Origin of the sequence: Phreatobacter cathodiphilus (assembly GCF_003008515.1) — a bacterium.
Classification (GTDB): domain Bacteria; phylum Pseudomonadota; class Alphaproteobacteria; order Rhizobiales; family Phreatobacteraceae; genus Phreatobacter; species Phreatobacter cathodiphilus.
Window position 1 is genome coordinate 341,536 of the sequence record NZ_CP027668.1, and the last position, 21,282, is coordinate 362,817.

General features: G+C 66.7%; 23 protein-coding genes, 2 tRNA genes and 1 pseudogene. 15 read left to right on the forward strand and 11 right to left on the reverse strand.

Going from position 1 to position 21,282, the window contains the following annotated elements:
• Positions 1-22 precede the first annotated feature (22 nt).
• The 8 genes and pseudogenes from nth (at position 23) to C6569_RS01725 (ending at position 6,295) form a co-directional block, all read left to right on the forward strand.
• Positions 23-790 (forward strand): endonuclease III, encoded by a 768-nt coding sequence (nth, locus tag C6569_RS01690; protein WP_106747212.1) that lies wholly within the window; start codon positions 23-25, stop codon positions 788-790.
• Between the two features lie 120 nt (positions 791-910).
• On the forward strand, positions 911-2,137 hold the full coding sequence (locus tag C6569_RS01695) for an ABC transporter substrate-binding protein (RefSeq protein WP_106747213.1): 1,227 nt from the start codon (positions 911-913) through the stop codon (positions 2,135-2,137).
• A gap of 85 nt (positions 2,138-2,222) precedes the next feature.
• Positions 2,223-2,465 carry a type II toxin-antitoxin system Phd/YefM family antitoxin gene (locus C6569_RS01700; RefSeq protein WP_106747214.1) on the forward strand — a complete coding sequence of 81 codons (243 nt, stop codon included), beginning with the start codon at positions 2,223-2,225 and terminating at the stop codon, positions 2,463-2,465.
• Positions 2,465-2,900: pseudogene (locus tag C6569_RS01705) on the forward strand (type II toxin-antitoxin system VapC family toxin). The gene C6569_RS01700 and the pseudogene C6569_RS01705 overlap by 1 nt, the downstream one beginning before the upstream one ends.
• Positions 2,901-2,988: 88 nt before the next feature.
• Positions 2,989-3,858 carry a branched-chain amino acid ABC transporter permease gene (locus tag C6569_RS01710; RefSeq protein ID WP_106747215.1) on the forward strand — a complete coding sequence of 290 codons (870 nt, stop codon included), beginning with the start codon at positions 2,989-2,991 and terminating at the stop codon, positions 3,856-3,858.
• Positions 3,855-4,871 carry a branched-chain amino acid ABC transporter permease gene (locus tag C6569_RS01715; protein WP_106747216.1) on the forward strand — a complete coding sequence of 339 codons (1,017 nt, stop codon included), beginning with the start codon at positions 3,855-3,857 and terminating at the stop codon, positions 4,869-4,871. Before C6569_RS01710 ends, C6569_RS01715 begins: the two co-directional genes overlap by 4 nt.
• The gene (locus C6569_RS01720; protein WP_106747217.1) at positions 4,868-5,590 is read left to right on the forward strand and encodes an ABC transporter ATP-binding protein; all 723 of its coding nucleotides are present in this window, start codon (positions 4,868-4,870) and stop codon (positions 5,588-5,590) included. The genes C6569_RS01715 and C6569_RS01720 overlap by 4 nt, the downstream gene beginning before the upstream one ends.
• Entirely contained in the window at positions 5,591-6,295 is a 705-nt protein-coding gene (locus tag C6569_RS01725; protein WP_106747218.1) for an ABC transporter ATP-binding protein, read from the forward strand. It abuts the gene before it with no gap.
• Between the two features lie 3 nt (positions 6,296-6,298).
• Here C6569_RS01725 and thrC read toward each other — a convergent pair whose 3' ends face one another.
• Complete coding sequence (thrC, locus tag C6569_RS01730; protein ID WP_106747219.1) at positions 6,299-7,711, reverse strand: threonine synthase; 1,413 nt, start codon at positions 7,709-7,711, stop codon at positions 6,299-6,301.
• Positions 7,712-7,840: 129 nt separating this feature from the next.
• On the opposite strand from thrC, the gene C6569_RS01735 reads away from it, so the two are divergent.
• Positions 7,841-8,545, forward strand: coding sequence for an HAD family hydrolase (locus tag C6569_RS01735; RefSeq protein ID WP_106747220.1), 705 nt, complete (start codon positions 7,841-7,843; stop codon positions 8,543-8,545).
• Positions 8,546-8,552: 7 nt separating this feature from the next.
• On the opposite strand, the gene C6569_RS01740 is transcribed toward C6569_RS01735, so the two are convergent.
• Positions 8,553-9,395 (reverse strand): patatin-like phospholipase family protein, encoded by an 843-nt coding sequence (locus tag C6569_RS01740; protein ID WP_106747221.1) that lies wholly within the window; start codon positions 9,393-9,395, stop codon positions 8,553-8,555.
• A 122-nt stretch (positions 9,396-9,517) separates the two neighbouring features.
• Here C6569_RS01740 and C6569_RS01745 point away from each other — a divergent pair.
• The 3 genes from C6569_RS01745 (at position 9,518) to C6569_RS01755 (ending at position 10,520) form a co-directional block, all read left to right on the forward strand.
• A tRNA-Pro gene (locus tag C6569_RS01745) sits at positions 9,518-9,594 on the forward strand.
• A gap of 317 nt (positions 9,595-9,911) precedes the next feature.
• A complete protein-coding gene (locus C6569_RS01750; protein ID WP_106747222.1) occupies positions 9,912-10,232 on the forward strand; it encodes a hypothetical protein in 321 nt (106 codons plus the stop codon).
• 75 nt (positions 10,233-10,307) lie between these two features.
• Positions 10,308-10,520: a hypothetical protein gene (locus tag C6569_RS01755; RefSeq protein ID WP_106747223.1), complete on the forward strand. Its 213-nt coding sequence runs from the start codon at positions 10,308-10,310 to the stop codon at positions 10,518-10,520.
• A 248-nt stretch (positions 10,521-10,768) separates the two neighbouring features.
• Here C6569_RS01755 and C6569_RS01760 read toward each other — a convergent pair whose 3' ends face one another.
• The 5 genes from C6569_RS01760 to C6569_RS01780 form a co-directional block, all read right to left on the reverse strand.
• Positions 10,769-11,914 carry a M20 family metallopeptidase gene (locus C6569_RS01760; RefSeq protein WP_106747224.1) on the reverse strand — a complete coding sequence of 382 codons (1,146 nt, stop codon included), beginning with the start codon at positions 11,912-11,914 and terminating at the stop codon, positions 10,769-10,771.
• 9 nt (positions 11,915-11,923) lie between these two features.
• Positions 11,924-12,706: a DUF1499 domain-containing protein gene (locus tag C6569_RS01765; protein WP_106747225.1), complete on the reverse strand. Its 783-nt coding sequence runs from the start codon at positions 12,704-12,706 to the stop codon at positions 11,924-11,926.
• A 14-nt stretch (positions 12,707-12,720) separates the two neighbouring features.
• On the reverse strand, positions 12,721-13,824 hold the full coding sequence (locus C6569_RS01770) for a M48 family metallopeptidase (protein ID WP_106747226.1): 1,104 nt from the start codon (positions 13,822-13,824) through the stop codon (positions 12,721-12,723).
• Positions 13,824-15,185, reverse strand: coding sequence for a DUF898 family protein (locus tag C6569_RS01775; protein WP_181313873.1), 1,362 nt, complete (start codon positions 15,183-15,185; stop codon positions 13,824-13,826). The genes C6569_RS01770 and C6569_RS01775 overlap by 1 nt, the downstream gene beginning before the upstream one ends.
• A gap of 90 nt (positions 15,186-15,275) precedes the next feature.
• Entirely contained in the window at positions 15,276-16,901 is a 1,626-nt protein-coding gene (locus tag C6569_RS01780; protein WP_106747228.1) for a long-chain-fatty-acid--CoA ligase, read from the reverse strand.
• Between the two features lie 203 nt (positions 16,902-17,104).
• Here C6569_RS01780 and C6569_RS01785 point away from each other — a divergent pair.
• Together C6569_RS01785 and C6569_RS21620 are read left to right on the forward strand one after the other, a co-directional pair.
• Positions 17,105-17,178: transfer RNA gene (locus C6569_RS01785), tRNA-Gln, on the forward strand.
• 155 nt (positions 17,179-17,333) lie between these two features.
• Complete coding sequence (locus tag C6569_RS21620) at positions 17,334-17,666, forward strand: hypothetical protein (protein WP_146144706.1); 333 nt, start codon at positions 17,334-17,336, stop codon at positions 17,664-17,666.
• Between the two features lie 58 nt (positions 17,667-17,724).
• On the opposite strand, the gene C6569_RS01790 is transcribed toward C6569_RS21620, so the two are convergent.
• From C6569_RS01790 to C6569_RS21630, 4 genes are all read right to left on the reverse strand, one after another.
• The gene (locus tag C6569_RS01790) at positions 17,725-17,907 is read right to left on the reverse strand and encodes a hypothetical protein (protein ID WP_106747229.1); all 183 of its coding nucleotides are present in this window, start codon (positions 17,905-17,907) and stop codon (positions 17,725-17,727) included.
• 301 nt (positions 17,908-18,208) lie between these two features.
• Entirely contained in the window at positions 18,209-18,460 is a 252-nt protein-coding gene (locus C6569_RS01795; protein WP_106747230.1) for a hypothetical protein, read from the reverse strand.
• A 92-nt stretch (positions 18,461-18,552) separates the two neighbouring features.
• A complete protein-coding gene (locus C6569_RS21625) occupies positions 18,553-19,155 on the reverse strand; it encodes a hypothetical protein (RefSeq protein ID WP_146144707.1) in 603 nt (200 codons plus the stop codon).
• Entirely contained in the window at positions 19,155-20,138 is a 984-nt protein-coding gene (locus tag C6569_RS21630; RefSeq protein ID WP_146144708.1) for a hypothetical protein, read from the reverse strand. Before C6569_RS21630 ends, C6569_RS21625 begins: the two co-directional genes overlap by 1 nt.
• A gap of 139 nt (positions 20,139-20,277) precedes the next feature.
• On the opposite strand from C6569_RS21630, the gene C6569_RS01810 reads away from it, so the two are divergent.
• Positions 20,278-21,273, forward strand: coding sequence for a DUF2971 domain-containing protein (locus tag C6569_RS01810; RefSeq protein ID WP_181313874.1), 996 nt, complete (start codon positions 20,278-20,280; stop codon positions 21,271-21,273).
• The last annotated feature ends 9 nt before the right edge of the window (positions 21,274-21,282 follow it).

The window sequence follows — 21,282 nt, forward strand, 5'->3', positions numbered from 1 at the left end:
CGCCTGCGACTATACGACCTCCATGCGCGCTCCGACCACTCCCAGGAAGTCAGACCGGTCCACCACCGCGAAGGCGCCGCCGAAGCGCCCGGCCAAGGCCATCGCCAATCTCGCCGCGGCGAAGGCCGCCGCCAGGCGCCGCAAGCGTGACGCCCTGACGCGGGAGGAGATCGAGGCGATCTTCTTCCGCTTTCATCAGGTCGAGCCCGAGCCGAAGGGCGAACTGGAGAGCGTCAACGCCTATACGCTGCTCGTCGCCGTGGCGCTCTCCGCCCAGGCCACCGACGTCGGCGTCAACAAGGCGACGCGCGCCCTGTTCAAGATCGCCGACACGCCGGAAAAGATGGTCGCCCTCGGCGAGGAGGCGCTGATCGGCCACATCAAGACCATCGGCCTGTTCCGCACCAAGGCGAAGAACGTCATCGCCCTGTCGCAGCGCCTCATCGCCGAGCATGGCGGCGAAGTGCCGGCCGATCGCGAGGCGCTGGAGACGCTCCCCGGCGTCGGCCGCAAGACCGCGAACGTCGTCCTCAACATGGCCTTCGGCGTTCCCACCATCGCGGTGGACACCCATCTGTTCCGCGTCGCCAACCGCACGGGCCTCGCCGCCGGCAAAACGCCGCTGGCGGTGGAGCTGGGGCTGGAGAAGGTCGTGCCGGACGCCTACCGGCTGCATGCGCACCACTGGCTGATCCTGCACGGGCGCTACGTCTGCAAGGCGGCCAAGCCTGACTGTCCGCGCTGCCTCATTGCCGACATCTGCCGCTTCGAGCACAAGACGCCCGCCTGAGACCCGTGCGGACGCGGCGTGGCCTTGCGTCGTGCCGGCTTTCCCTCGCCGCGGCTTCGCGTAAGATCGCGCCATCAATCGATCCGAGATGGACAGGCATTCGGATCCAGGGAGGAACCGATGAAGAGAACCGACGCCTTTACCCGCCGCACCGTCCTCGCCGGCGCTGCCGCGACCCTCGCCGCACCAGCCGTGGTGAAAGCCCAGGCGCGCACGCTCAAGATCGGCTCGCTGCTGCCGCGCTCCGGCTTCTTCGCACAGGCCGGCCAGTCCATGCACCGCGGCATTCTCGCCGCGCCGGACCTGCTGAAGGAACTGGGCTACAACGTCGAGATCGTCCATATCGACACCGAGTCGAACGCCGACGTCGCCCGCACCCAGGCCGAGCGTGCCATCAACGACGGTTGCCACGTGCTCACCGGCGCCTTCGATTCCGGCCATACCCTCGCCATCGCCCAGGTGACCGAGCAGCGCCAAGTGCCCTTCGTCGTCAACGTCGCGGCCGCGCCCCAGATCACCGAGCAGGGCTACAAGTTCCTCGTCCGCAACTTCCAGACCGGCGGCCAGCTCGTCACCAACGGCCTGCGTCTCATCAAGGACGTGATGGACGCCAAGTCGATCAAGTTCGAGAAGGCGGTGTTCCTGCACGCCAACGACACCTTCGGCACCGCCCAGCGCAACGCCATGGACGCCATCTGGCCGCGGGTCGGCCTGCCGATCGAGCTGGTCGAGAAGATCGCCTATGATCCGCGCGCCCAGGACCTGTCGGTCGAGGTCACCAAGATCCGCTCGATCAATCCCGACCTCGTCATGTGCGTCACCCGCGCCTCCGACGCCATCAAGATGGTGCGGGACATGGTGCGCCAGCGCTTCCAGCCCAAGGCGATCATTTCGCCCGGCTCGCCCGGCTTCTACGACGAGGAATTCTACCAGGCCCTCGGCCCGCTGGCCGATTTCGTCCTCTTCGGCCTGCCCTGGGCCAACCCGAAATCCAGCGTCACCCAGGCCTTCGAGAAGTCTTTCGCCAAAGCGAACCCGAACAACCGCTTCGCCGTGGACAGCTTCAACGCCGGCTTCGCCTTCGAGGGCCTGCTGATCGCCGCCGACGCCTTCAAGCGCGCCGGCACCACCAACGGCCCGCAGCTCATGGAGGCGGTGAAGGCCACCAACATCGCCGATCACGTCATGATCGGCGGCCCCATCACCTTCGACGCCAAGGGCCAGAACCCCAACATCGGCTCGGCCCTGGTGCAGAACCTGAAGCGTGTGCCGACCGTCGTCCTGCCGAAGGACGTGGCCCTGGCCGAGCCGGTCCTGCCGCTGCCGGCCTGGCAGGGCCGGAGCTGACGCAACGTGCCAGGGAGCGCCGGCCCTCGCTGGCGCTTCCTGGTGGTTCAGGCCATGTGACCATCCAGTTGGTCAGGAAGCCTCCATGTCCACCGTCAACCTCGCCGATGCCAAGGCCCATCTGAGTGCCCTCGTCGACAGGGTCGAGGCTGGCGAGAGCGTCGATATCACGCGCCGCGGCAAGCCGGTGGCCCGCCTCGCCGCCATTCCCCGTCCGCGCAAGCCGGTCGATGTGGGGCGGTTGGGTGCCCTGACGGACACGATGCAGCCGCAGGCGGAGAGTGCCGCCGATCTGGTCCGATCCATGCGGGACGGCGACCGCTACTGATGGTCTATCTCGACACGTCGTTCATCGTTGCAGCCCTGTCGCAGGACGCAATGACTCAAGCCGTCCATCATTGGCTGGAGAGCCATGGGACCGAGCATCTTGCAATCAGCGACTGGACGATCACGGAAGTCTCCTCGGCGCTCGCAATCAGGTTGCGGACGGGAAGCATTTCGCTGGATCAGCGTGCGGCTTGCCTGTCCGCCTTCAACGCGATGACCGCCGACAGCCTCGCCACGCTCGCGGTGGAGGCCCGGCATTTTCGAATGGCGGCCGCCTTTGTCGATCAGCAGAAACGCGGCCTGCGCGCCGGAGACGCCGTGCACCTGGCTGTCGCAGCGACCCATGGGCGCTTCCGTTCACGCGCTCGACCGGTGTCTTGCCGAGGCCGGCCCGCTCCTCGGCATACCGACCCGCCTGCTCGCTGCGGCGCCATGACCGGCTGCACGGCGCCCGCTCGGGTTGCTCGCGCCGCGATGTCGCGCTAACTGCGGCTGTCGCCCTCACAGGATCCCCCCGAAACGGCATGTTCTGGTCGCTCTACGCAAACGTGCTCGTCCAGGGCATCCTGACGGGCCTGGTCTACGGCCTGATGGCGCTCGGCCTGTCGGTGATCTTCGGCGTCGTCCGCGTCGTCAACTTCGCCCATGGCGAATTCGCCGTCGTCGCCATGTACGCCGCCTTCGTGCTGTTCCGCTCCTTCGGCGTCGACCCCTTCCTGTCCATGCTGCCGATCGCCATGGCCTTCTTTGTTATCGGCTACGGGTTGCAGCGCGTGCTCATCAATCCCTTCGTGTCGCGCCCCGAGCACGAGCAGTTCATCCTGCTGGTCGGCCTCGCCATCATCCTCGTCAACGGGACGCTGATGATCTTCGGGCCCGACGCCCGCAGCGCCAACCTTCCCTATTCCTTCGACAGCTGGGAGGTCGGCGCGATCATCGTCGACAAGGTCCGCGTCTATGCCGCGCTCGCGGCGCTGGCCGTGGCCGCGCTCCTCTTCGCCTTCTTCCGCTTCACAGATACGGGCGTCGCCATCCGCGCCTGTGCCGACAATCTCGTCGGCGCCGCCGTCGTCGGCCTCGACGTGAAGAAGCTCTACGCGCTCACCTTCGGCCTCGGCCTCGCCTGCGTGGGGGCCGCCGGGGCGCTGATGGTGACGCTCACCGACGCCACGCCCATGATCGCGCCGGCCTTCACGCTGCTCGCCTTCACCATCGTCATCATCGGCGGCATGGGCTCGATGACCGGTGCCATCGTCGGCGGCCTGCTCATCGGCATTGCCGAGGCCATGGCCTCCGTCCTGATTGCGCCCTCGATGAAGACCATGGCCTCCTTCGGCCTCCTGGTCCTGGTGCTGGCGCTCCGCCCGCAGGGCCTGTTGGGAAAGCGCGCATGAGCCCCTTCGCAACTCTCGCCCGCCTGGTGGACGAGGCGCCGCGCCGCGCCCTCGTCCTGCTCGCCGTCTTCCTCGCCGTCCTGCTGGCGGCCCCGGCCGTGCTCGACCGCTACCTGCTCTCGGTCTTCTTCCTGATCTTCTGGTTCGCCACCGTCGGCCAGGCCTGGAACATCATGATGGGCTTTTGCGGCCAGCTCTCCCTCGGCCACGCGCTCTATGTCGGCCTCGGCGGCTACATGGGCGCACTGCTGTGGGTGAAGTTCGGCATCTCACCGGCCGTCGCCATCGTCCCGGCCATGCTGGTGGCCATGACCTTCGGCGCCGTCATCGGCTGGCTCGGTTTCCGCTTCGGCATCGAGGGCGTCTATTTCGCCCTCCTCACCATCGCCTTCGCCGAGGTCGCCCGCATCGGCTTCGACAACTGGTCCTTCGTCGGCGGGGCCGCCGGCTTCTTCATTCCCGTCTCGGCCACGGCGAGCCCCGTGAACCTGCGCGGCGGACCGATGCTGTTCTACTATGTCGGCCTCGCCATGATGATCGTTGCGTTCCTCGTCTGCGCTGCGCTCCGTCGTTCGAAGCTCGGCCATGCCTGGCTCGCCGTGCGCGAGGACGCCGAGGCGGCGCGGGCGCTGGGCATCGACGTCTTCCGCGCCAAGATGGCGGCGGTGGTGCTCTCGGCCGCCATGACCGCGGTGGCCGGCGTCGTCTATGCCTTCTACCAGAACAACCTCTTTCCCAGTCAGACCTTCGACATCGCCCGCTCCATCGAGATGATCCTGGCGCCGATCATCGGCGGCCTCGGCACCCTGTTCGGACCGGTCCTCGGCGCCTTCATTCTCACCCCCCTCGGCCAGACGCTCATCGCCCTCGTCGAGAAGATCGCCGGCCGCGCCATTCCCGGCGTCAACCTCGTCTTCTACGGTGCCGCCCTGATGGTCATCATCTGGTACGCGCCGAACGGCGTCTGGCCCTGGCTGAAGAAGAAGCTCGGCATTCCGGAGGGGCGCGAATGACCACGCTCCTCGACGTCCGCGGCGTCACCAAGCGCTTCCGCGGCCTCACCGCCGTGGATGCGGTCTCCCTCTCCGTGGAGGAGGGCGAGATCTTCGCCGTCATCGGCCCCAACGGTGCCGGCAAGACGACGCTCTTCAACATGATCGCCGGGGCCATGGCGCCCGATGCCGGCTCCATCACCTTCGCCGGCGAGCGCGCCGACGGCCTTCCGCCCCACGAGCTCTGTCGGCGGGGCCTCGCCCGCACCTTCCAGATCGTCCGGCCCTTCCCCGAACTCACCGTCATGGAGAACGCCACGATCGGCGCCATGATGCGCGCGCCTGACATGGATGCGGCCCGCGTCAAGGCCGGCGAGGTGCTGCGCCAGCTCGACCTGTGGGACCGGCGGGACGCCAGGGCGAAGTCGCTGACCCTTCCCGATCGGAAGCGCCTCGAATGCGCCCGGGCGCTCGCCACGGGGCCTCGGCTCCTGCTCCTCGACGAGGTCATGGCGGGCCTCAGGCCGACCGAGGTCGACCGCATCGTCGCCATCCTGCGCGAGGTCAACCGGTCCGGCGTCACCATCCTGCTCATCGAGCACGTCATGCGCGCCACCATGGCGCTGGCGGGGCGCATCCACGTCCTCCACCACGGGGCCACCATCGCCGAGGGCACACCGGAGGAGGTGACGCGCCATCCCAAGGTGCTCGAGAGCTATCTCGGGGCGGAGGCTCTCTAGATGCTGTTCGTCCACGACATCGACGTCTTCCACGGTGACGCCCAGGCGCTCGACAAGGTCTCGCTCGAGGTGCCCGAGCGCTCCATCGTCGCCATCGTCGGCGCCAACGGGGCGGGCAAGACCTCGCTCATCCGCACCATCGCCGGCATGCACCGGCCCGCCGCCGGCATCATCCGCTTCAAGGACCGCGACATCACCGGCCTGCCGAGCCACGAGGTCTGCGACCTCGGCATCGGCCAGGTGGCCGAAGGCCGCCAGGTGTTCCCGAGCCTGTCTGTGGCCGAGAACCTCGCCATGGGCGCCATGATCCCGCGCGCCCGCCGCCACAAGGCGCGCAACCTGGAGCGCGTCTACGCCATGTTCCCCAGGCTCCTGGAGCGTTCCGGCCAGGCCGCAGGCACGCTGTCGGGCGGCGAGCAGCAGATGGTCGCGATCGGCCGCTGCCTGATGGGCGAGCCGGAACTGGTCATGTTCGACGAGCCGTCACTCGGTCTCGCCCCGACCGTCGTGCAGGATGTGCTGCGCACCATCCGCGACCTCGCCGAGGGCGGCCTCACCTGCGTCCTAGTCGAGCAGAACGTTGCGGTGTCCCTCAAGCTCGCCAGCCGCGGCTATGTGCTGGAGAACGGCCGGATGACCCTCTCCGGCACGGGCACGGAGCTCCTCGCCGACGACGGCGTCAGGAAGGCCTATCTCGGGATGTGACCCTCACGCCGCGCCGGCCACTGCTGCGCGCGTCTTCTCCAGCACATGGGCCTCCACCGCCGCCTGGTCGTTCGGCAGGTGCGTGATGCGCTCCTCGCGCGTCATCAGGTCGCCGAGCCAGAGTGGCAGGGCGGGCCGGGTGCCGGTCGCCGCTTCCACCGCGTCGGGGAACTTCGCGGGGTGGGCGGTTGACAGCACGACGGTCGGCACCGCCGGGTCGGCGTCCACCTTGCGTGCCGCCACCATGCCGACGGCGGTGTGCGGGTCGAGGAGATAGCCGGCCTCGCTGAGCGTCGCCTTCATCATCGCGGAGACCTCGGCCTCGTCGGCGCGCGCCGCGCCGAATTCCGCCCGCATGCGGGCGAGCGGCCCCTGGTCGATGGTGAAGCTCTTCGACTGGGCGAGGCCCGCCATCAGCCGTCGCACGGCGCCCGCGTCGCGGCCATGGGCGTCGAACAGCAGCCGCTCGAAGTTGGACGAGACCTGGATGTCCATGGAGGGCGAGGAGGTCGGCACCACGCCCGTCACCTCGTAGCGGCCGGTGGTGAGCGTGCGCGCCATGATGTCGTTGACGTTGGTGGCGACCACCAGTTCGGAAATCGGCAGGCCCATGCGCTTGGCGACATAGCCGGCGAAGACGTCGCCAAAATTGCCCGTCGGCACCACGAAGCGGGCGGCCCGATGCGGCGCGCCGAGGGCGGCGCCGGCGACGAAGTAATAGACGACCTGGGCCACGATCCGCGCCCAGTTGATCGAGTTGACGCCCGACAGGCGCACCCGGTCGCGGAAGGCGTGGTTGTTGAACAGCCCCTTCACGATGGCCTGGCAGTCGTCGAACGTGCCGTCGATCGCCACCGCATGGACGTTCGCCGCATCCACGGTCGTCATCATCCGCCGCTGCACGTCCGACACGCGGCCCTCGGGGAAGAGGATGACGACATCCACCTGGTCGAGGCCCTTGAAGGCCTCCACCGCGGCGCCGCCGGTGTCGCCGGAGGTGGCGCCGACGATGGTGGCGCGCTGCCCCCGCGCCTTCAGCACATGGTCCATCAGCCGCCCCAGGAGCTGCATGGCGCAGTCCTTGAAGGCGAGCGTCGGCCCGTGGAACAGCTCCAGCACCCATTCCGAGGCGGAGAGCTGAACCAGCGGCGTCACCGCGGGGTGGCGGAAGCTCGCATAGGCCTCATCGATCATCGCCTCCAGCGCGGCGGCCCCGATCGTGCCGTCGACGAAGGGGGCGAGCACGCGCTTGGCCACTTCCGGATAGGGCTGGCCCGACAGCGCCGCGATCGCCTCCGGCGTCATGGCCGGCCAGGTCTCCGGCACGTAGAGGCCGCCGTCGCGGGCGAGGCCGGCGAGGAGCGCATCGGGAAAGTTCAGCACGGGGGCGTCGCCCCGGGTCGAGATGTAGCGCATGGCGAAGTCTCCACGGCCCTTGATCGGTGGTCGAGGGGGGCTTAGGCCCCGAGGCCCGCCAAGGCAAGCCCGCGGCGCGGCTGGACCCGCCGTAACCGGCGTGTCACATGGCGCGCCTAGGAGCGGCCCATGACCATTCGCGCGATTCTCTTCGACAAGGACGGCACCTTCGTCGATTTCGACAGGACCTGGGGCCCGGCCGCCTTTCGGGTCATGGACCGCATGGCCCGGGGCGACCGGGGCAAGCTCGACAGGCTGATCCAGGTCTCCCATTTCGACGAGGCGGCCATGCGGTTCCGCCCCACCTCGCCGCTGGTGGCCGGCTCCTCGGCCGATTACGGCCCGCTCTGGGCCATGGCCCTCGGCGTTCCCTTCTCTGCTGCCGTCACCGACGAGATGGACGTGCTCTTCGTCGAGGAGGGCCTCGCCGGCCTCACACCCATCGGCGACCCCGCCGCCGCCCTCGGCGCGCTGAAGGACCGCGGCCTCGTCCTCGGCGTCGTCACCAACGATTCCGAGAACGGCGCCCGCAGCCAGACGGCCCGGCTCGGCATCGACCACCACTTCGACTACATCGTCGGTTGGGATTCCGGCCATGGCCGCAAGCCGGCGCCCGGCCAGATCCAGGCCTTCCTCGACCGGTGGGAGATGGCGCCGGACGAGGTCGCGATGATCGGCGACAGCCTCCACGATATTCACGCGGCCCGGGCCGCGGGGGTCGTCGCCGTCGGCGTGACGTCCGGGCCGCTGGTCCCGGAGAATTTCGAGGCGCTCGCCGACGTGGTCCTGCCCTCGTTCATGGACCTCGCCGGCTGGCTCGACGCGCGCGGCTGAACAGGTTTCAAAGGCTCCGTGCGAAGGCCTCCCCGTCCCGGAGTCCGAGCTCGTATGCGGCACGGATCGCATCCGCGTCCGTCACCGCGAAGCGGCTGGTCAGGATCGGCACGGAAGGGCGGACGACCGTGCGGTTCTCCACCGCGGGCATCGGTCGGCCTGCCCGCGTCGTCAGCACCAGGGTCCGTCCCCCCGCCTTCTCGACCGCCGCGATCCGGTCCACCGGCGGGTTGTCGACGAGGCCGCCGTCGAGGGCCGGCCGGCCGTTCACCAGCCCCACCGGCATGAAGGGCGGCACGGTCGCCGTGCCCATCAGAGCGTCCACCAGCTCCTCGCGGGTCTCCACCGCGTGGGTCGAGATCCAGCTCGCGGTCAGGCCGAGATGACGGCCGGCGCGGGAATGGGCGGCCCCGGTCACCACCTTCTCCACCTGATAGGCCGCTATCGCCGCATAGGCGGCCACCAGGGGCGGCATGAGGGCGGGCGGATGGGTGACCTGGATGTGGATGTCGGGAGCTGCCCGCAGCGCCGCCAGTTCGAGTTCGCCGAAGACCTCGGCGATGAGGTCGCGGTAGAGCCCGCCGACGACGAAGGGGGACCGGCCGCGCAGCAGTCGCCGCCACTCGATCTCGCGCTCGATCCCGGCGCAGGCGTCGAAGACGATGCGGCGCACCCGGTCGCCCTCGCCGATCAGCGAGAAACAGGCCTGGAAGGCGCCCGCTGACACGGCCACGACGAAGCGCGGGCTCTGCGGCCGGACGGCGTTCAGGGCGTCCCAGAACCCGCCCTGCCAATAACAGCGGTTGCCACCGCCGGCGAAGGCGACGGCATCGAAGGAATGGCGGCTCATCGCGCCAGTCTAGGGGCTCGAGGGCGCTGCCGTCGAGGCGCCGGAACACGGCGTCGAAAGGCGGTAAGGATGGGGTTGCGCGGGGCCGAAGGCGCCGCTATACACGCGGCCTGTTCGCGAGGCGGAGTGTAGCGCAGTCTGGTAGCGCACCACGTTCGGGACGTGGGGGTCGCAGGTTCAAATCCTGCCACTCCGACCAGCGGAGGCCTCTGGGCCTCCGTGGCATCGTGAACGAAAAAGGGCGGCCCGCGGGCCGCCCTTTTTTCGTGGTCGCCCCTGCCGTTGATCGTGGTCGAAAGTTGCGTTCCCGGGGATGTGGCCACGCGGGTCCGACCTTGCCTGCCGCCGCAACCATCGGTCGCACACGCGACAAATGCCTGAAAGTGCTATGGTTTGTAGGAGAGAATTTTCTTCTACCCGTCCTGAACATTAACATGTCGTTCACCCAAGGGAGCCTAGCCTCGCGCCGTCTTACGTAGCGTCATGCGCAACATTTCGCCAGTCCCGAGGTGCCCCGTGGTCAGCAGCTCCTGTCCGCCAACCAACATTGTTCCGCTCTTCGGCCGCGCGCCGCGCGCGCCGCAGGAGGCGCTGGCCCGTGCTCAGGTGGTCCGGGCCTTCGCGGAGGCGACCGCCAGCCTCGGTCGGGCCGCCGAACTGATCGACGAGGGGAATCTGGAACCTGAGACCAAGCTGGTTCTCGTGCGCGGCGTCAAGGAACTGGTCATCCGCACCTTCGGCGTCAACACGGCCTTCATGGAGGCGGAGGCAGAGACGTTCCGGATGCGCCCGGGTCAGGCGGCTCTCGCCTGCGACTCCGGTGGCATGGCGCCCTGATCATCCGCCGTCGGCTCGTCCGGAGGAACCCGTCGGTGCGCGCCGCGTTGGTTTTCCAGCTTACAGGAGAAACCGATGGCGGACGACGAGACGAAACTGGTCGAACCCGATCGCCGGCAGAAGCCGCCGCCGCGCGAGGACTCGCCGGGTTCGCAGGTGCTGAACGCCGACACTGCCCGCACCGCGCCGATCGGCAAGCCGGTGCTGTGGGTCCTCATCGCCAGCCTCTGTGCCGCCGTCTTCGTGCTCGGCGCCTATCTGACGATCTGGTCCTCGACCGTTCCCTAGAGGCCTCAGGCGGAGACGAGCCGCCGGATCCCCGGATTGGCCGGAGGCGGGGCGACCCGATACTCACCGCACCAGTCGCTGCGGGCGACGGACGGCCAACGCGCCGTTCCGTCGTCGCGTGCCGTGGGCGGATGGGCGCGGCAGACGCCGCCCGTGCGCGGTTCGAAGAAATTCCGGCAATTGCCACACATTTCGGCCATGCGACGCCTGCTCCCTCGATCTCGAGGTGAGCTTTAGCGCAAGGCTCCTTACCTCAGGGTTTCCATCAGGCCTGCGAGCAGGCGCGCCCGCGGCAGGATGGAGGACACGAGGCCGTGCTCCTCGAGAGTATGGGCGCCGGCGCCGTCGATGCCGAGGCCGTCGAGCGTCGGCACGCCGAGCGCAGCGGTGAAATTGCCGTCGGACCCGCCACCCGTCATGGGACAGTCTGCGAGGTCGAAGCCCACCGCAAGAGCCACCTTCTGCGCCCGCTCCAGCATGTCGGCGATCATCGCCGTCTTCGGATAGGCGGGCCGGTTGATGCCACCCTCGATGGTGAGCGTCACGTCGGGGTCGACGCTCGTCAGGCCGCGGATGCGAGCGACCATTTCCTCGCCCACCGCCGGATCCGGCACGCGCAGGTCGATCTCGGCGGTGCAGGTCTCCGGCGTGACGTTGGCCGCCGTGCCCCCCTTGATCAGCCCCACCGTGGTGGTGATTCCCCGGGCGTAGTCGGTCATGCCCTCGACGGCGAGGATCTGGTGCGCCATCTCGCGGATGGCGCTGCGGCCGTCCATGTGGCGCGCACCGGCATGCGCCGGGCGGCCGTGGGTTGCGATGGTGAAGCGGCCGACGCCCTTGCGCGCCGTGACGATGCGGCCGCCGTCGCGGGCGGGCTCGGTGACCAGCACATAGGCGGCCCTGGACGCCTCCTCCTCGATGATCGCACGCGAGGTGGGGCTGCCGACCTCCTCGTCGGGCGTGAAGAGGAAGGTGACCGGACGGGCGGTCGGCACGCCGGCGCGGGCGAGCGCGCGATATCCGGCGACGGCGAGATAGGCGCCGCCCTTCATGTCGTAGAGCCCCGGCCCGTAGAGGCGGTCGCCGTCGCGGCGGAAGGGCAGGCGGCCCGTCAGCGTGCCCTTGGGATGAACCGTATCGATATGGGTGAGGACGAGGATCGGCTTCTCGTTGGAGGGCTCGGCGGTGGAGACCTTCAGCACGCCTCCATAGCCGCCCTGGCCCTCGCGCCGCTCCATTACCACCGGCAGGCCGTCGAAATCCTGTTCGACCGCATCCAGCACGGCCTCGATGCCGCCGACGTCGTAGGTGGGGCTCTCGATCGTCACCCAGCGGCGGATGCCCTCGATCACCTCGTCCTCGTGGAGGGGAACGGTCGCCGCCTTGATGCTCATGTCAGTCACCTATCGCTCGCGCTGGGCCCGGCGCGCCGCCGTTCGCATCTCGTCCAGGGCGGCGATCACCCGCCTGGCGTTGACGCCGAAGTCCTGGCGTCCGTAGCGCGACGCCGAGCGCATGTCGATGCGGGACCTGCCATTCACCGAGCGAATTCGGATGACGATGTCGTCGCGGAAGCCGAGCAGCAGCGAGCGGGTCACCATCTCGACGCGGCCCTCGCGGTCGGGGCCGCGATAGTCCACCTGGTCCAGCACGGTCCAGCGGCGGTCTTCGACCAGGTCGGAGACGATGGTGTTGATGCTCTCCGCCGGCAGGTCCACCTCGATCGGGCGGATCTCGGGATAGAGCCGGCGCTGCATCGGAGCCAGTTGCTGGGCATAGGCGACGGGATTGGCGGTCGGAGGCCGCGCCATGGCCGCGATGGCGAAGCCCGGCGGATCGGCGAAGTCGGTGGTGATGTCGGGCATGGCCGGCAGACGCCAGCCGATCGCCACGAGGGTCACCGGATAGGCGGTCGCCGCAAGGCCCAGCAGCGCCGCCGCCGCAGCCTGCCGCGCGCCGCGATAACCCGTCACCCAGATGATCGCGCCGGCCGCCACCGCCGCGAGGAGGCCGAGGCCGGCAATGGCGATGCCGATGGCGAGCGCCACCACGGCCTGCAGGCCGTCCAGCCAGTCGGAGCGCGCCGCCACCACCGCCACCAGCATGACCGCGAGGCCGGCCAGCACCAGCCTGAGGCTCCACACCGCAAGGCGCGAGTTCGGTTCCACCAGGGGGGCACGGCGCATGGTCGGGGTCCGCCTCAGCCGGTGGTCTGGCAGATGGCGCGCAGCGCCTGCCACTGGTCGGGCGACAGCGCCGGGGCCAGCACCGGTCGGTTCTGCGCCAGGCGGCGGATGGCCGCCTCGCGCTCGGCGCTGGCCGGGTGGCTGGTCAGCCAGTTGAGGGCGCCTGGCGGGCCGCCGCCGGCCGTGCCGAAGAAGCCGGCGAGCCCTTCCGGATTGCCGCCGCCCTTGAGCATGAGGTCGACGCCGAAAGCGTCCGCCTGGCGCTCCGCATCCCGCGAGAAGGCGCTGGAGAGGAGGGTGCGCGAGGCGAGGAGAATGGCCGTGCCGCCGGCGAAGTCGCCGAACACCGTGCCGAGCAGGAAGCCGAGGCCGCCGCTCTGGATCGCCGATTGCAGGCCGTGGCGAAACTTGACGTGGCCGATCTCGTGGCCGAGCACGCCCGCCACCTCGTCCGGCCCGCGCGCCTTCTGGATGAGCCCGCGCATGACGTAGATGTAGCCCCCGGGCAGGGCGAAGGCGTTGACCATCGGATTATCGACCACCACGACCTTCAGCGGCACGTGGAGGTCCGCGTGCTTCTCATAGCGGGCGACGAGTTCGGCCAGCGCCGCGACGCCGGCCGGCGCGGTGCAGATCTTCATCCCCGCGGGGCCGCCGAACTCGGCGCGGATCTGCGGGTCCATGGCGGCGCCGAGGCGCGCCTCCACGCTTGCCGGGACGAGGGGAGCGATGCGCCCGGCGATGGCCGGCAGGCCCCAATAGGCGAGGCCGAGCAGCGAGACCACGGACGCCAGCGCCCAGACCACCACCGCGCGCCGTTCCTTGCGCGAGCCGGCGGCTCCGGTGAGGGTGAGCGGCGCGCGGGCCGACAGCTCGGCGGCGACGGCGGCATCCTCGATCTCCAGCCGCGGCTCGGCCGTGGAGCCGGGCTCCAGCCGGGTGACGGCGAGGCCGGTCCCGCGGAAGCCCTCGATGCGGCGGATGTCGGCATAGGGCCAGGTGGTGAGCAGCACGCCCTCGCGGGAAAAGATCGCCACGCCCTGAGGGTGCAGCGAGATCTCCACGTCCCGGCGGCGGCTGACGATCCCGTCGTAATAGGTGGCGCGGACGCTGGGCATCAGGCGCCGAACCCGAAATCGACGGCGTCGCCGAGACTGTCGCCCATGGCGGAGGCGTCGACATTGTTCGCCGTGACGCCGTCGAGGGCCGAGAGGTTCAAGACGCTCAGCGAGGCGAGCCGCGCCCGCTGCAGCCTGAGGTCGATGACGAGCTGCTTGGCGATCCACAGCGTGCCGATGACGAGGATATAGGCGAGCGCCAGCACGGCGATGCCGGTGATGCCGGTGGCGGGGGATTCGAAGTCGAGATTGCCGCGGGCGAAGATCGCCGCCGCCAGGCCGCCGAACAGGATGGCGCCGGCCACCGCCACCAGGAGGAGGATCCCGAGCAGGGCGATGCAGCCGAGGATGTAGACCCGGTAGGAGCTGCCGATGGTGAAGCTGGACGCCAGCGCCGCGCCGCCGATGCGGGTGCCGTTCATGCGCCAGCGATAGACGACGGCGGAGAAGGCGGGGAACAGGAGGATCGGGATGACGACGGAGATGATGCCCGCTCCGGTCAGCGCCGCGATCGCCAGGCCCGTGGCGGACTGGCGGCTGACGGTCCCGTCGCCGACGGCCGCGAAGAGGTCGCTCCAGACCCGCGGCGGGATGGAGAGGAGGACCGAGCCGATCATCAGCGCCGGCAGGCCGAAGGCGAGGAGCCAGATGAGGATGCCGCGCTTCATCAGGTCGCCGGCCGTGCCGACGAAGTCGCCCTGCGCGTCGCCGTACCAGGTCTGGCGCATCTTCAGGCGCTCCATGATCGCCGCCGCCCAGGGAAAGGCGAGGCCGAGCGACAGGATCACCAGGAGCCAGAGCCCGAAGGCCTTGAAGGCGTAGGACCAGGCCGAGCCGGTCATGCGCAGCCTGAGGCCGCGGAACGAGGTGCGGGTCAGCCGGTAGCGGCGGCCGGCATAGACGGCGAACTGGCCGAGCAGCAGGTAGAGCACGAAGACCACGGCCGAGACGACGAATTCGGCCTGCGGCAGGCCGAGCAGCACGAAGAACGAGGCCGCCTGGATCGGCACCAGGATGGCCAGCGCGATGAGGAAGCCCTTCAGGAGCTCGATGCCCCGGCCTGTATAGGCGATGCCCTCGCGGCCGACGAAGCTGTGCGACCAGTAGTAGCGGCGCACGTCGGTGATGAACCAGAACCGGTAGATGCCGAGGGTGACGACCTGCAGCAGATAGCCCTTGACGAGGAGGCCGAGCAGCTCGCCGGCGAGGCCGGTGAAGGCCACCGGCGTCGTCGCGGCGGCGGGTGCCACCCGCGGCACCGAGGTGGCCGCCGATCGCTGCAACTGCGCCTGTTCGGCGGCGGCCATGGCCGCCGCGGCGGAGCGCGGTCCCCAGGGTCCGGGCGGGGCGGCATCGGTCATCGCGGTCTCCGGCGGCGGGCGTCGCGGCATGGTAGCGCCGCCGGCGTTGCAATGCCACGCCGGCGCACCCGCCCCTTCGTTGCGGACCGGTCAGGCCGGGAAACGATAGGCCTTGAACTGCTCGCGCAGGGTGGTCTTCTGGATCTTGCCCGTGGCGGTGTGCGGAATCTCGTCCACCACCACCACGTCGTCCGGCATCCACCACTTGGCGATCTTGCCCTCCATGAAGGCGAGCAGCCCATCGCGCGTCGGCGTGCGGCCGGCCTTCGGCACCACGATGAGCAGCGGCCGCTCGTCCCATTTTGGATGGACGACGCCGATGACCGCGGCCTCGGCCACGTCGGGATGGCCGACGGCGAGGTTTTCCAGGTCGATGGAGGAGATCCATTCGCCGCCGGACTTGATGACGTCCTTGGAGCGGTCGACGATGCGCATGTAGCCGTAGGGATCGATCGAGGCGACGTCGCCGGTGTCGAAGAAGCCGTCGGCGTCGAGGATCTCGCCGCCCTCGCGCTTGAAGTAGGAGCCGGCGACCGCCGGCCCGCGCACCATCAGGCGGCCGAAGGCCTTGCCGTCGCGCGCCAGCTCCTGACGCGCGTCGTCGACTATCTTCATCTCGACGCCGAACGGCGGGTGGCCCGTCGTCTCCTTGATGTCGAGCCAGGCGTCCCCCGTCAGGTCCGCATATTCGGGTTTGAGCGAGCACAGGGTGCCGATGGGGCTCATCTCCGTCATGCCCCAGGCATGCATGACCTCGGCGCCGTAGACGTCGCGGAACTTCTCCGTCACGGCGCGCGGGCAGGCCGAGCCGCCGATGATCACCTTGGTGAGGTCCGGCAGCATCTGCCCGGTCTTCTCCAGCTCCTGCAGCAGCATCAGCCACACCGTCGGCACGGCCGCGGAATGGGTCACCTTGTAGGTGACGAGGAGCTCGGCGATCGACGCGCCGTCCATCTTGGCGCCGGGCATCACCAGCGAGGTGCCGGCCATGGGCGCGGTGAAGGCGAGGGACCAGCCGTTGGCGTGGAACATCGGCACCACCGGCAGCATCACGTCGCGCGACGACAGGCCCAGCATGTCGGGCGCGTTGCACATCAGCGAATGGATGACGTTGGAGCGGTGGGAGTAGACGACGCCCTTCGGGTTGCCCGTCGTGCCGGAGGTGTAGCACATGCCGGCGGCGGTGTTCTCGTCGAAGCTCTTCCAGGCGAAGTCGTCGTCGACCTCGTTCAGCCAGTCCTCATAGGCGACCGCGTTCTTCAGGCTCGTCTGCGGCATGTGCGCACCGTCGGTGAGCACCACGAAGCGCTCCACCGTCGGCAGCTTGTCGGCCAGCTTCTCCATCAGCGGCACGAAGGTCAGGTCCACCAGCATCATGCGGTCTTCCGCATGGTTGGCGATCCAGGCGATCTGCTCGGGGAAAAGGCGCGGGTTCAGCGTGTGATAGATGGCGCCGATGCCGGTGATGCCGTACCAGACCTCGAGGTGGCGCCAGGTGTTCCAGGCCACGGTGCCGATCCGGTCGCCGAGCTTGATGCCGTCCTTCTCGAGCCGCTTGGCGACGCGCAGCGCGTTGCGCCGGATGTCCGAATAGGTCGTCTCGACGATCGGCCCCTCGATGGAGCGCGAGATCACCTTGCGGCCGCCGTGATAGAGCCCCGCATGGTCGATGATCTTCGGGATCAGCAGCGGCCAGTCCTGCATCAGACCGAGCATGGTTTCCTCCGGGCATGTGCGGGCCGGCCCGAACGCCGGCCTCTGTCGCGCGGAAACCTAGTGCAGGAGGGCGCGCGCCGTCCACTGCCGACCCCTTGGCCGTTCGGCGGGGCGGGGACGCCGGCACCGGGCCCGTTGAACCCGGCGGATCACATCGCTATGGTCCGCCCGCCTGCTTCGCCCCCGGCGCGGCGGCACGGCATTGGGTCGTCGTCTAATGGTAGGACTCGGGTTTTTGGTACCCGCTATCTAGGTTCGAATCCTAGCGACCCAGCCATTTCCATAAGTGTATGAAATATATAATAATTTTTTGAAGACTGTAGCAGTGAAATGTAGCAGTGCGCCGCGGCATTGGCGGGAAGGGCCAACCAATTTAGGGCCGTTGCAGGAGACTTACTCTTCGTGCCTAATCGCGTGCGGAGGGCACATGAAATGAAAGAACCACCCAAGGATTCTAACGCTGTTATCGCCTGTATAATTCTTGCGATAGCGTTCTTGCTCATTGCGGCAGCAATCGCCGCCAATGCACCTAGTCAGTTCAGCGATCCCATGGGACGGATGGCGACGCTATACACTGCGGGAGTTGTCGCGGGTGGCGCATTCCTGCCTGCGATATGCGCAATCCTGTTCTATTATTTACACCGGCTTACGCTCATAAATTACGCTGTCCTGACCGCGATCCGAGAGGCAGAACACGTCCGAAATCGCCAGATGGAACCGGTCGAGAAGCTGGCAGCGTCACTGGCCGCCAAGCACGGCCTTTAGGTTATCCGCCGCGCCGGGAAAGCGGCGCGGCGAGCAGTCCTTCGGCCATAGGCTATGACTACCGGACCAGTTCGCGAAGAAGCTGTCGCGCAAGCGCCTCAGGCGGCATGCCGCCGACCTGAGTGGTCTTTTCCTCGCCATCGTAGGTCACGGTGAGCACGTCGTGCTCGACCCTGTATCGGCCGTGGACGCGACGATCACTAACTTCGAAGCTGATGTCCTTCCAGACAGCCTTGCCCATCACGCAGCCTCCCCTGTTGCTAGAAGCCGGAATCGTGGGGTGATCAGGCCAGCCGCGTTGGCACGACGGCAGACGATGTAGCTCGCGACTGGTCCCTTGCCAGCTTTCCAGAGGCGGACATCGGTCCGGCTGGGACCATCGATGACTTCTGAAAGAACCGCAGATGCGTCCACCAGCGACGCAGATTGGCTCCGGTGATAGGCGCGCATAGCGCGTGGGATAAGGTCCATAAAGGCACCTCCGTTTGAGTTGGGTGAGGTGCAGGGCGTAGGAGCCCTACAAACTACTCTATAGCGATCCGTCACAGGTTTCGTGCCGAATAGACCATCGACACCGGCGCAGGCGCGGACCGGAAGAGCACGAGGTGATCCGCGAGCGGCCTGTCGCTAGCGACGGTCGCATTGCCGGTGATGGCATCCACCGTGACGAGAAGTCGCCCGATTAGCGGGTGTGCTGCCTCGAATGCGTCGAGGCGCTCTGAGACGCGCCGGGTGACGGTTGAGCATTCGAGGATGAGGGCGAGGTCATCGCCAGGGACGAGTTGGAAGTGCATTGGATCCCCTCGGTGTTAGTGACCGGGGGATCGTGAGTCGTAGTTCCAATATCGTCCAATGAATTTCTGAGGTGAAATAACGCGTTACTTACTTATGCCAAGTCCTGATAGCCGGGACGAGACCGAAGCTCAATAATATTCGCCACCATTTCCGCGATGCTGCGGCCATGAAGCTCAAAATTGACGGCAATGTCCTCAATCTGAGCACCGGTATAAGCATAAGCATAGATGTCCAGTAGACCCTCTTCACCCTTGCTGTCGTCGAATGTAAAAGGGAGCTCATACCGCTTCGAGTTGCGGTCACTCGGCATCAGATAATATCCAAAGTCGCGGTCATTTATTGTCTTACTGGTAGCAACTCCGTGGGCTATATCGTTCCGGAGCTGAGAATAGCTGACTGTTAAATTGCATATCCGGGTGATCGATGCAGCAACATCCTTTTGATTGGCAAAAACATATTCGGCAGCCTTCACTATCATGTCGCGCTTGGTCGCCGCAGGGATTACTACGCCATAGGCACGCGCGGCAGCTTCGGATCGGGTTCCAAGAATCTGCGCGAACAGAACCGCCTGCCGCCACTCAAGCCGCTCCCAAGTCGTAAGCGCGATCCCCACTGCCCGGAATATCCGTTCCGGCGATGCGTCGCCCATGGGTAGGCGAGCCGGACGATCGTAAGGCTTAGCCTCTTTAGCCATTAGGCTTCCTCCTGCGCTTGCAGGACCGATAGCCTATCGCGCCCATACAGAGCCTCAGCACGCCGCTTGATAGTCGGGGACGCAGAGACACCGCGCTGCCCAACTTGCTGCCGCACGGCCTCGTTGTTGCGGACGCAGTAGGTGCCCCAGCCGCCGTCGCCGTGCTCACCAATCCAAACTTGGCGCTTCTCTCCCCGTCTATGGGTCCAGCGTCCACCGGCTCTCTTCAGGGCCTTCCGGACGCGGTCGCTGTCCTGCCAGCTGGCGATGATGCCGCCCTGAAGATGAAGCCTGCCGTCGTCGTCAATGTCGAGGGCGCACCAGAAATCCATGGCCTGCCCGAACTCAGCCTTCAGGGCATCGCGGACACGATCCCGGAGGACAGTGAAGGCACCCTTCGCAGAGCCCTCGGCACGCGCAATCACATCAGGGCTGAAGTTGACGACGAAGGGCACGCCCCCGGCTTCACTCACTGACTGCTGCCAGTAATGGCTCTTGAGGACCGGGGTCGCCTTCTCCCAGAGAGGGGGATGCTTGTGGTCCGGGAACTGTCGCTTGAGATAGCCTTTGACCTGGGGTGTCAGGTATCGAGCCTTGAGGGCTTTGATGCGCTCTAGGAGGTCTGGGTCTGGGGTGTGGAGAGAGAGGGGTGAGGGGGCTTTAACTGAAGTCGCGCGAAACTCTTGCAGCGCCTTTCGGCGGCCCAAGTCTTTCAATTCGCTGAGGAAATGACGGTCGCGACGGGACGATCGGCGGGTGCGTTTTTCGGCAGTTTTGGACCGCACCGGGAGCGGTGAAATCTCGCTGGCAGCGGGTGCTGAAGCGCCGTCTCGGTCCGGCTGGTCAAGCTGATCGATTTGCACGAACAGTAGCTCGCGAGCTCGCCGCTCATCATCGTCGCTATGGCTGCTGTAGACGAACGTCTCGTCTTTTCTTTGCGAAACTCCGGGGATTCCGCTATAATCAAACTCATCGAGTGGCATTGCTCGATACCTTTCAAAACCTAATCTGCCCCACGCTTCGGCGTGGGGCTTTTTTGTTATCCCTATTATAGCATGACAGTGCAGGTGGATGTGGAGAGAGTTCTCAGCATCTCGATATTCAGCGCCGCAACGTGCGAGCATGCGTGATGCGATTCGAGAGGCACTTCAGATGCTCACAGCAGAGCAAAAGGCACTAGTCAGGCAAATTCAGTCGATTTTTATGCCAACGGCAACCCGCAAGCGAGCCGAGGCAAAAGATGCGGGACGAAAACTGGTCCACTACACAAGTGCCGCCAATGCCCTCAACATCATCCGGAACCGTCGCGTATGGATGCGGAGCATCTATGCTATGAATGACTTCAGAGAGATCGAACATGGCTTCGATCTTCTGAATGAGTCTTTAACTGCGAAGAAAGACGAGCTTTTTGCGGCGCTTGATGAATGCTCGGTCGGCGTCGGTAAAATGACCGTCGACTTGTTCAACTCCCACCTGCCCGCGATCCGGCGAGGCACCTACGTTGCTTGCATGTCGGAACACCTTCCAGAGGAAGATGGGCTTGGTCGGCTGTCAATGTGGCGGGCCTATGGTAGCCAAATCGCAGGAACGGCGCTCGTCATCAATGCTGACCCCATGTATATTGAAGACGATATCGGTTTAATGTCCAACCCTGTTCAATATTTTTCTCAGAAAGAGGCAAAAGACGAGATAGAAGAGGTCATATCAAATATAATACTCAATAAGTCTATGCTGAAAGACGCGGGTCAAGCAACCGTCATGCAGGGGCTTTTTGCATGCTTTCTCAATATGACTATCTGCACGAAGCATCCCGGTTTCGCTGAAGAAAGAGAGTGGCGGATTATGCACTTGCCCCAACTCTGGCCAAGCAAGGCTACAGAGAGGAGCGTCGAGGTCATCAATGGCTATCCCCAGATCGTATACAAGATCATAATGGAGGATAACGCGGAGATCGGTCTAACTGGGGTGACGCCAGACAAGCTGATCGACCAAGTCATCATCGGTCCCTCGCGGTTTCCATTGCTACAATATGACGCAATGGTGCTTGAGCTAGAAAGTCTTGGTATGGAAGATCTGAAGGAGAAAGTGCGTGCCTCAGATATTCCCTTGAGGACCTGAGTCGAATTT

What these genes read in the sequence shown, in the direction of transcription:
- C6569_RS21625 (WP_146144707.1), bottom strand. Translation starts at nt 19,155, where the DNA reads ATGGCTAAAGAGGCTAAGCCTTACGATCGTCCGGCTCGCCTACCCATG.
- C6569_RS01740 (WP_106747221.1), bottom strand. Translation starts at nt 9,395, where the DNA reads ATGAGCCGCCATTCCTTCGATGCCGTCGCCTTCGCCGGCGGTGGCAAC.
- C6569_RS01810 (WP_181313874.1), top strand. Translation starts at nt 20,278, where the DNA reads ATGCGTGATGCGATTCGAGAGGCACTTCAGATGCTCACAGCAGAGCAA.
- C6569_RS01765 (WP_106747225.1), bottom strand. Translation starts at nt 12,706, where the DNA reads ATGCGCCGTGCCCCCCTGGTGGAACCGAACTCGCGCCTTGCGGTGTGG.
- nth (WP_106747212.1), top strand. Translation starts at nt 23, where the DNA reads ATGCGCGCTCCGACCACTCCCAGGAAGTCAGACCGGTCCACCACCGCG.
- C6569_RS01735 (WP_106747220.1), top strand. Translation starts at nt 7,841, where the DNA reads ATGACCATTCGCGCGATTCTCTTCGACAAGGACGGCACCTTCGTCGAT.
- C6569_RS01790 (WP_106747229.1), bottom strand. Translation starts at nt 17,907, where the DNA reads ATGGGCAAGGCTGTCTGGAAGGACATCAGCTTCGAAGTTAGTGATCGT.
- C6569_RS01710 (WP_106747215.1), top strand. Translation starts at nt 2,989, where the DNA reads ATGTTCTGGTCGCTCTACGCAAACGTGCTCGTCCAGGGCATCCTGACG.
- C6569_RS21630 (WP_146144708.1), bottom strand. Translation starts at nt 20,138, where the DNA reads ATGCCACTCGATGAGTTTGATTATAGCGGAATCCCCGGAGTTTCGCAA.
- C6569_RS01700 (WP_106747214.1), top strand. Translation starts at nt 2,223, where the DNA reads ATGTCCACCGTCAACCTCGCCGATGCCAAGGCCCATCTGAGTGCCCTC.
- C6569_RS01755 (WP_106747223.1), top strand. Translation starts at nt 10,308, where the DNA reads ATGGCGGACGACGAGACGAAACTGGTCGAACCCGATCGCCGGCAGAAG.
- C6569_RS01775 (WP_181313873.1), bottom strand. Translation starts at nt 15,185, where the DNA reads ATGACCGATGCCGCCCCGCCCGGACCCTGGGGACCGCGCTCCGCCGCG.
- thrC (WP_106747219.1), bottom strand. Translation starts at nt 7,711, where the DNA reads ATGCGCTACATCTCGACCCGGGGCGACGCCCCCGTGCTGAACTTTCCC.
- C6569_RS01725 (WP_106747218.1), top strand. Translation starts at nt 5,591, where the DNA reads ATGCTGTTCGTCCACGACATCGACGTCTTCCACGGTGACGCCCAGGCG.
- C6569_RS01715 (WP_106747216.1), top strand. Translation starts at nt 3,855, where the DNA reads ATGAGCCCCTTCGCAACTCTCGCCCGCCTGGTGGACGAGGCGCCGCGC.
- C6569_RS01780 (WP_106747228.1), bottom strand. Translation starts at nt 16,901, where the DNA reads ATGCTCGGTCTGATGCAGGACTGGCCGCTGCTGATCCCGAAGATCATC.
- C6569_RS01760 (WP_106747224.1), bottom strand. Translation starts at nt 11,914, where the DNA reads ATGAGCATCAAGGCGGCGACCGTTCCCCTCCACGAGGACGAGGTGATC.
- C6569_RS01770 (WP_106747226.1), bottom strand. Translation starts at nt 13,824, where the DNA reads ATGCCCAGCGTCCGCGCCACCTATTACGACGGGATCGTCAGCCGCCGC.
- C6569_RS01720 (WP_106747217.1), top strand. Translation starts at nt 4,868, where the DNA reads ATGACCACGCTCCTCGACGTCCGCGGCGTCACCAAGCGCTTCCGCGGC.
- C6569_RS01695 (WP_106747213.1), top strand. Translation starts at nt 911, where the DNA reads ATGAAGAGAACCGACGCCTTTACCCGCCGCACCGTCCTCGCCGGCGCT.
- C6569_RS21620 (WP_146144706.1), top strand. Translation starts at nt 17,334, where the DNA reads ATGAAAGAACCACCCAAGGATTCTAACGCTGTTATCGCCTGTATAATT.
- C6569_RS01795 (WP_106747230.1), bottom strand. Translation starts at nt 18,460, where the DNA reads ATGCACTTCCAACTCGTCCCTGGCGATGACCTCGCCCTCATCCTCGAA.